Source organism: Polaromonas sp. P1_G2, from assembly GCF_056405515.1.
The window spans coordinates 22428-29291 of record NZ_JBFUBY010000012.1 but is presented as its reverse complement, the minus strand read 5'-3'; the positions used below and the strand labels follow the sequence as shown (position 1 = coordinate 29291).

7 protein-coding genes are annotated in these 6864 nt (G+C 64.8%); 5 read left to right on the top strand and 2 right to left on the bottom strand.

Features of this window, described 5'->3' with window-relative positions; translation table 11 throughout:
• From AC1D0P_RS02845 to AC1D0P_RS02835, 3 genes are all read left to right on the top strand, one after another.
• The coding region (locus AC1D0P_RS02845) for a molybdopterin-guanine dinucleotide biosynthesis protein B (RefSeq protein WP_477675303.1) at positions 1-292 on the top strand (292 nt) is incomplete at its 5' end.
• Positions 293-368: 76 nt separating this feature from the next.
• Positions 369-1610: a molybdopterin molybdotransferase MoeA gene (locus AC1D0P_RS02840; protein WP_477675302.1), complete on the top strand. Its 1242-nt coding sequence runs from the start codon at positions 369-371 to the stop codon at positions 1608-1610.
• Between the two features lie 22 nt (positions 1611-1632).
• Complete coding sequence (locus tag AC1D0P_RS02835) at positions 1633-1884, top strand: MoaD/ThiS family protein (RefSeq protein WP_477675301.1); 252 nt, start codon at positions 1633-1635, stop codon at positions 1882-1884.
• Between the two features lie 10 nt (positions 1885-1894).
• On the opposite strand, the gene dapA is transcribed toward AC1D0P_RS02835, so the two are convergent.
• Positions 1895-2788, bottom strand: coding sequence for a 4-hydroxy-tetrahydrodipicolinate synthase (gene dapA / locus AC1D0P_RS02830; RefSeq protein WP_477675300.1), 894 nt, complete (start codon positions 2786-2788; stop codon positions 1895-1897).
• 285 nt (positions 2789-3073) lie between these two features.
• Between dapA and AC1D0P_RS02825 the strand changes: the two genes are divergently transcribed.
• Complete coding sequence (locus tag AC1D0P_RS02825) at positions 3074-3550, top strand: molybdenum cofactor biosynthesis protein MoaE (RefSeq protein ID WP_477675299.1); 477 nt, start codon at positions 3074-3076, stop codon at positions 3548-3550.
• A 9-nt stretch (positions 3551-3559) separates the two neighbouring features.
• On the opposite strand, the gene AC1D0P_RS02820 is transcribed toward AC1D0P_RS02825, so the two are convergent.
• Positions 3560-4132 carry a hypothetical protein gene (locus AC1D0P_RS02820; RefSeq protein ID WP_477675298.1) on the bottom strand — a complete coding sequence of 191 codons (573 nt, stop codon included), beginning with the start codon at positions 4130-4132 and terminating at the stop codon, positions 3560-3562.
• Between the two features lie 121 nt (positions 4133-4253).
• On the opposite strand from AC1D0P_RS02820, the gene clpB reads away from it, so the two are divergent.
• Positions 4254-6854 carry an ATP-dependent chaperone ClpB gene (gene clpB, locus AC1D0P_RS02815; RefSeq protein WP_477675297.1) on the top strand — a complete coding sequence of 867 codons (2601 nt, stop codon included), beginning with the start codon at positions 4254-4256 and terminating at the stop codon, positions 6852-6854.
• Positions 6855-6864: the final 10 nt, after the last annotated feature.

The following is a 6864-nucleotide window of genomic DNA, read 5'->3' as shown; positions in this document are numbered from 1 at the left end:
GCTGATCGCCGAGCTTTACGGCGGCGTCGACTGGGTGCTGGTCGAAGGCTTCAAGAGCAGTGACCTGCTCAAGATCGAGGTCTGGCGCGGCCCCTCGGCCGACTACGCGGGCAAGCCCGCCCGCTACATGGACGACGATTTCATCGTCGCCATCGCCACCGACACTCCCGATCAATTGCCCGAAGCAACCTTGCGTCCGGTGCTGGATTTGAACGACGGCGACGCCGTGGCCGACTACCTGGTCAACAATCAAGAGCGCTTTGCCTATTCCTTCGAAGACCGTTTCGGCTAGGCCTGGGTGAGGCAGTGAAGGCCAGCCCTGACGCCAGCCCAGTTCCGTTCATGCCTTTGTTCCGGATATCCCGACCATGAGTTCTGTTCCCGCCGCACCCACAGCCCGCGCACCCCTGAAGCCTCTGGACCAGGCGCTGGCCGAGTTGCTGGCCCGCGCGGCAAGCTTGCCCGGCGGCGAGACGGTTTCCACCTTTGACGCCGACGGCCGCGTGCTGGCCCAGGACCTGGTCTCCAGTCTCGACGTGCCGGCCCATGACAACAGCTCCATGGACGGCTACGCGCTGCGCACGGCCGATTGGGCCGAAGGTGCGGTGCTGCCGGTCGGCCAGCGCATCCCGGCCGGCAGCAGCGGCCATGCCCTGGCGCCGGCCTCGGCCGCGCGCATCTTCACCGGCGCGCCCATTCCACCCGGCGCCGATGCCGTGGTGATGCAGGAAGACTGCGAAGCCGTGAATGAGGGCGTGCGCATCAAGGCCAGGCCCCAGCCCGGCCAATGGATTCGCCGCCGCGGCGAGGACGTGGCCGCCGGCACCGTGGTGCTGCACCGCGGCGAACGCCTGACGCCCGCCTCGCTGGGCCTGGCCGCCAGCATCGGCTTTGACAAACTGCAGGTCGCGCCCCGGGTGCGCGTGGCCTTGTTCTCCACGGGCGACGAACTCGTCATGCCCGGCGAGGTCGCACCGGCCGACATGAAACCCGGCGCCATCTACAACTCCAACCGTTTCTTCTTGCGCGCCTTGCTGCTGCGCCTGGGCTGCAGCGTGACAGACCTCGGCATCGTGCCCGACCGCCTCGATGCCACAATCGCCGCGCTCAAGGGTGCCGGCGAAGCGCATGACCTGATCCTCACCAGCGGCGGCGTTTCCGTCGGCGAGGAAGACCACATCAAGCCCGCCGTACAGGCGCTGGGCGAGCTCGCCCTGTGGCAGATCGCGATCAAGCCGGGAAAACCATTCGCTTGCGGCAAGGTCGGCGGCGCGCACTTCATCGGACTGCCGGGCAATCCGGTGTCCAGCTTTGTGACCTTCCTGGTGCTGGTGCGGCCCTTTTTGCTCAGGCTGCAGGGCGCGTCCGAGGTGGCTCCCGCTTCCATCGCGCTGCCGGCCCATTTCGACTGGCCCAAGGCCGACAAGCGCCGCGAATTTTTGCGTGCCAGGCGCAACGCCGCAGGCGGGCTCGACTTGTTCAGCAACCAGAGCTCGGGTGTGTTGACCTCGGCCGTCTGGGGCGACGGCGTCATCGACAACCCGGCCGGCCAGGCGATTGCCCATGGCGACGCGGTGCAATTCATCCCGTTTTCGGCATTGATGGCCTAAGGCGCTGCATAAAGGCCTTCCCATGAAAGTCACCATCAAATATTTTGCGTCCATTCGCGAAGCCATAGGGCAGGGCAGCGAGGTGCGCGACACCGCCGCCACCACGCTGGCTGCCCTGCGCGATGAACTGCTAGCGGCCACGCCAGCGCATGCCGCCAGCCTGGCGCGCGGCCGGGCTGTGCGCATGGCGCTCAACCAGGTCATGAGCGACGAAGCGGCACTGCTCAGCGATGGCTGCGAAGTCGCTTTCTTCCCGCCCGTGACCGGCGGCTGACCCGCCCGGCTCAAGCCACCAGCGCGTCCAGCCGCTGAAGGCGTTCGGCCAACTCTGTAGAAGCCCGTGTCATCGGGCTGCGCAGCTCGTTGCGAAGCAGGCCGCGTTCCGCCATCAGCGCCTTGAGCGGCCCCGGGTTGGGCTCGGCAAACAGGCCGGCTATCAAGGGTTGCAGCGGCGCCCACAAGACCTCGGCTCCCGCCAGGTCACCCACCCGGATGCGCCGTAGCACCTCCACAAAACGTTCCGTGTGCAGGTGGGCTGCCGCCGCAATCGCGCCCCGGCCGCCCTGCGCCATGGTGGCCAAGATATTCACGTCTTCGCCCGCCAGCACCTGCAGCCGCCCATCGGCGATCAGGGCTTTTGTCTTGGCCGGGTCGCCGCCGCAGTCCTTGAGGGCCAGGATGCGCGGATGACTGGCCAGCGTCAGCAGAGTTTCGAGTTCCAGGCGGCTGCCGGTGCGGTAGGGGATGTCATAGAGGATCACCGGCACGGTGCTCGCGTCGGCCAGGGCGCTGAACCATTCGATGAGGCCCGCCTGGGAGGGCCGGATATAGCTGGGCGCCGGCAGCAGGATGCCGGCCAGGCCCAGCGTGCCCAGTGCCTTGATGCGCGCCGCCGTCTTGCCCAGGTGGTAGCCCGACAGGCCCATGACCAGCGGCAGGCCGTCGGCATGTTCCATCACGGTGTGCAGCGTTTGCAGCTGCTCGTCCTCGTCCAGGGCGGCGGCCTCGCCGGTGGAGCCGCAGACCACCAGCCCGGCGATGCCCTTGGCGCAGTAATGCGCCACCAGGCGCTTCAAGGCCGCATGGTCGACCTTACCCTGGTCAAAGGGGGTGACAAGTGGAATCCACAGTCCTGAGAAATCGGTATTTGCCTGGTTGGCAGTAAGCGCTGTTTGCATGAAGAGACATCCCAAAAAACTGACCGGCTTGAAAGGCCGTCATCAGAACAAGAGATGGGTGTCCGCAAAAGACTGGGAAAGTAAGCAACGGTTCCATCGCTCATTCGACGACGGAACCGCAGCCCCGGTCAAATGAGCAACGGTTTTTTCGATTTGCTGGCGCTCGCCCCAAGGCCGCGGGCACTGTCGTGCGTCCGGGCGGCGAGGGGGAAGGTGTGGCCAGTCATGCGGCAAATCTTACCGTAGGCACTGCGTTCCGGGGGCGCGAGTGGCAAAATTGCCACTATGGCTTCACCCCGCGTCCTGATCACCACCGATGACTTCAACCTCGCCGAAGAGGTGGCCGCGCTACGGGCCGGAGACAAGCGGGTCGGCGCCGTCTGTACCTTCACCGGCACGGTCAGGGACCGCAACGACGGCCTGAGCGTCAGCAGCATGGAGCTGGAACACTATCCCGGCATGACCGAAAAAGCCATCGAAGCCATGGTCGACGAGGCGATGGTGCGCTTTGACATCTTCGGCGCGCGTGTGGTGCACCGCGTCGGCCTGTTGCAGCCGCTGGACCAGGTCGTCCTGGTGGCAGTGACCTCCGCGCACCGCGGTGAAAGCTTCAAGGCCTGCGAGTTCCTGATGGACTATCTCAAGACTCAGGCGCCGTTCTGGAAAAAAGAGCAGACGCCGGAAGGTGCGCGGTGGGTTGATGCGCGGGTCACCGATGATGCGGCGCTGGCCAAGTGGGGCATTGTGGCCCCCAATGCCTGAACACAGGCCCTAGTTCAGGTAGCGGGGCTTTTCCATGGCATCCGGCGGCTCGGGGGTGTCCGCTGCCTCTTCGAGACCGGCGACCGGCGGTGATTTGAGCCACTGGGATTTTTTGAGGCACTTGTTCAGCAGCTGCAGCAATCCCTGGGTGAGCCGGGCGCTGATGGCGATTCGCACATTGCGTCCCGGTTCGGGCAGCTTTTCGATAAAAGCCAGTTCCAGCTTGCCCGATTTCAGCAAGGACATTTTGACTTCCGTCACCAACAGCGGTTCTGTTCCCAGCGGCAGCGCGGCATTTTCGGCCTGGTAGGGCGTCTTGAAATCGCTGACCTGGGCCAGAGCTTCTTTGTTGAAGTTCTCCACCATGCGCCGGCGATGCAGGTCCTGGGGCGTTGCGATGTCGCTGTCTTTGGTTTCCTGGGCCAGCTGGCCGGCGGCGGTTTTCGTCAGGGCAGGCACCAGGGAGAGCGTCATGCGGCGGGTCAGCCACAGGCGCAGTTCCTCGCTTTCATGGCTGCTGATGCGCACCAGCAGCCTGTCCTGCTCCTGGTGGTAGGTCACCGAGACCTGGTGGATGTTCATGGGCCGATTTTAGGGGCGCCGGGAAAATGCTTGAAAACCAGCCCCAGCCCCCCAGATACTGTGCAACATCCATCCGGATGGGGCCTGAGCCAGGCCTGCCGGAATCCACGGAGCCCTATCCATGCGACAAGACAAACTGACCACCAAATTCCAGGAAGCCCTGAGCGACGCGCAATCCCTCGCGCTGGGCAATGACAACGGCTATATCGAGCCGGTCCACCTGCTGGCCGCCATGCTGCGCCAGGACGACGGCCCGCGCGCGCTGCTGGAAAGAGCCGGCGTCAACGTCGGCGGCCTCACGCAGGCCGCAGACGCCGCCGTCAAAAAGCTGCCGCAGGTACAGGGCCAGGACCAGATCCAGGTCGGCCCCGATCTCGCCAAGCTGCTGCAGGCCACCGAAAAAGAAGCCATCAAACGCAACGACCAGTTCATTGCCGGTGAGCTCTTTCTGCTGGCCGTGGCCGACAGCAAGGGCGACGTCGGCCGCCTGGCCAAGGAAAACGGCTTGACGCGCAAGGCGCTCGAAGCCGCGATAGACGCGGTGCGCGGCGGCCAGGGCGTGAACAGCGCCGACGCCGAAGGCCAGCGCGAAGCCCTCAAGAAATACTGCATGGACCTGACCGAGCGCGCCCGCCTGGGCAAGCTCGACCCGGTCATCGGCCGCGACGACGAAATCCGCCGCGCCATCCAGGTGCTGCAGCGCCGCACCAAGAACAACCCCGTGCTGATCGGCGAGCCCGGCGTCGGCAAGACCGCCATCGTCGAAGGCCTGGCCCAGCGCATCGTGGCGGGCGAAGTACCTGACTCCCTCAAGGGCAAGCGCGTGCTCTCGCTCGACATGGCCGCATTGCTGGCCGGCGCCAAGTTCCGCGGCGAGTTTGAAGAGCGCCTGAAAACCGTGCTCAACGAGCTGGCCAAGGACGAAGGCCAGACCATCGTCTTCATCGACGAGCTGCACACCATGGTGGGCGCCGGCAAGGCCGAAGGCGCAATGGACGCCGGCAACATGCTCAAGCCCGCACTGGCGCGCGGCGAGCTGCACTGCGTGGGCGCCACCACGCTCGACGAATACCGCAAGTACATCGAAAAAGACGCCGCGCTGGAGYGCCGCTTCCAGAAAATCCTGGTCGGCGAGCCGACCGTGGAGGCGACCATCGCCATCCTGCGCGGCCTGCAGGAAAAATATGAGGTGCATCACGGCGTGCAGATCACCGACCCGGCCATCGTGGCCGCGGCCGAGCTGAGTCACCGTTACATCACCGACCGTTTCCTGCCCGACAAGGCCATCGACCTGATCGACGAGGCCGCGGCCAAGATCAAGATCGAGATGGACTCCAAGCCCGAGGTCATGGACAAACTTGACCGCCGCCTGATCCAGTTGCAGATCGAGCGCGAAGCCGTGCGCCGTGAAAAAGATGAATCTTCGAAAAAGCGCTTCGAGTTGATCGAGGAAGAAATCGTCAAGCTGCAAAAAGAGATCTCCGACCTCGACGAAATCTGGCAGGCCGAAAAAGCCCAGGCCCTGGGTTCCAAGGACGTGATGGAGGAAATCGACCGCATCCGCTTCCAGATCGAGGAGTTCACCCGCAAGGGAGACTTCAACAAGGTCGCCGAGCTGCAATACGGCAAACTGCCCGAACTCGAAAAACGCCTCAAGGAGGCGCAGGACACCGAAGCCAGCAAGGGCAAGTCCAACGCGCCCACGCTGCTGCGCACCCAGGTCGGCGCCGAAGAGATCGCCGAGGTCGTGGCGCGCGCCACCGGCATCCCCGTCAGCAAGCTGATGCAGGGCGAGCGCGACAAGCTGCTGCAGATGGAGGGCAAACTCCATGAGCGCGTGGTCGGCCAGGAAGAAGCCATCGGCGCGGTGGCCAACGCGATCCGCCGTTCACGCTCGGGCCTGAGCGACCCGAACCGCCCGACCGGCTCCTTCCTGTTCCTGGGCCCCACCGGCGTGGGCAAGACCGAGCTGTGCAAGGCGCTGGCCGGCTTCCTGTTCGACAGCGAGGATCACCTGATACGCGTCGACATGAGCGAGTTCATGGAAAAGCATTCGGTGGCCCGCCTGATAGGCGCGCCTCCGGGTTACGTGGGCTATGAGGAGGGCGGCTACCTGACCGAGGCCGTGCGCCGCAAGCCCTATAGCGTGCTGCTGCTCGACGAGGTCGAAAAAGCTCACCCCGACGTGTTCAATGTGCTGCTGCAGGTGCTGGACGACGGCCGCCTGACGGACGGGCAGGGCCGCACGGTGGACTTCAAGAACACCGTGATCGTCATGACCAGCAACATCGGCTCGCCCATCATCCAGTCCATGGTCGGCAAGCCGACCGAAGAAATCAAGGACGCGGTGACGGACGAGCTCAAGAACTACTTCCGCCCCGAGTTCCTGAACCGGATCGACGAGACCGTGGTGTTCCACGCGCTCGATGCGAAGAACATCGAGTCCATCGCGCGCATACAGCTCAAGGTGTTGGTTGCCCGGCTGCAGAAGATGGACCTCGCGCTGGACGTGTCGGAAGCGGCGATCGCCGAACTCGCCAAGGTCGGCTTCGACCCGGTGTTCGGCGCCAGGCCGCTCAAACGGGCCATCCAGCAGCGTATCGAAAATCCGCTCAGCAAGCTGCTGCTCGAAGGGCGTTTCCCGCCCAAGAGCACGATACCGGTGGACGTGGATCCCATCCGCGACCCGGGCGTGTTCCGGTTCGAATCGACGGTTCACTGACCAACGGTTT

Bases quoted from the DNA above. Each gene is read 5' to 3' on its own strand.
- AC1D0P_RS02840 (WP_477675302.1), top strand. From the start codon at position 369: ATGAGTTCTGTTCCCGCCGCACCCACAGCCCGCGCACCCCTGAAGCCT.
- dapA (WP_477675300.1), bottom strand. From the start codon at position 2,788: ATGCAAACAGCGCTTACTGCCAACCAGGCAAATACCGATTTCTCAGGA.
- AC1D0P_RS02820 (WP_477675298.1), bottom strand. From the start codon at position 4,132: ATGAACATCCACCAGGTCTCGGTGACCTACCACCAGGAGCAGGACAGG.
- AC1D0P_RS02825 (WP_477675299.1), top strand. From the start codon at position 3,074: ATGGCTTCACCCCGCGTCCTGATCACCACCGATGACTTCAACCTCGCC.
- AC1D0P_RS02835 (WP_477675301.1), top strand. From the start codon at position 1,633: ATGAAAGTCACCATCAAATATTTTGCGTCCATTCGCGAAGCCATAGGG.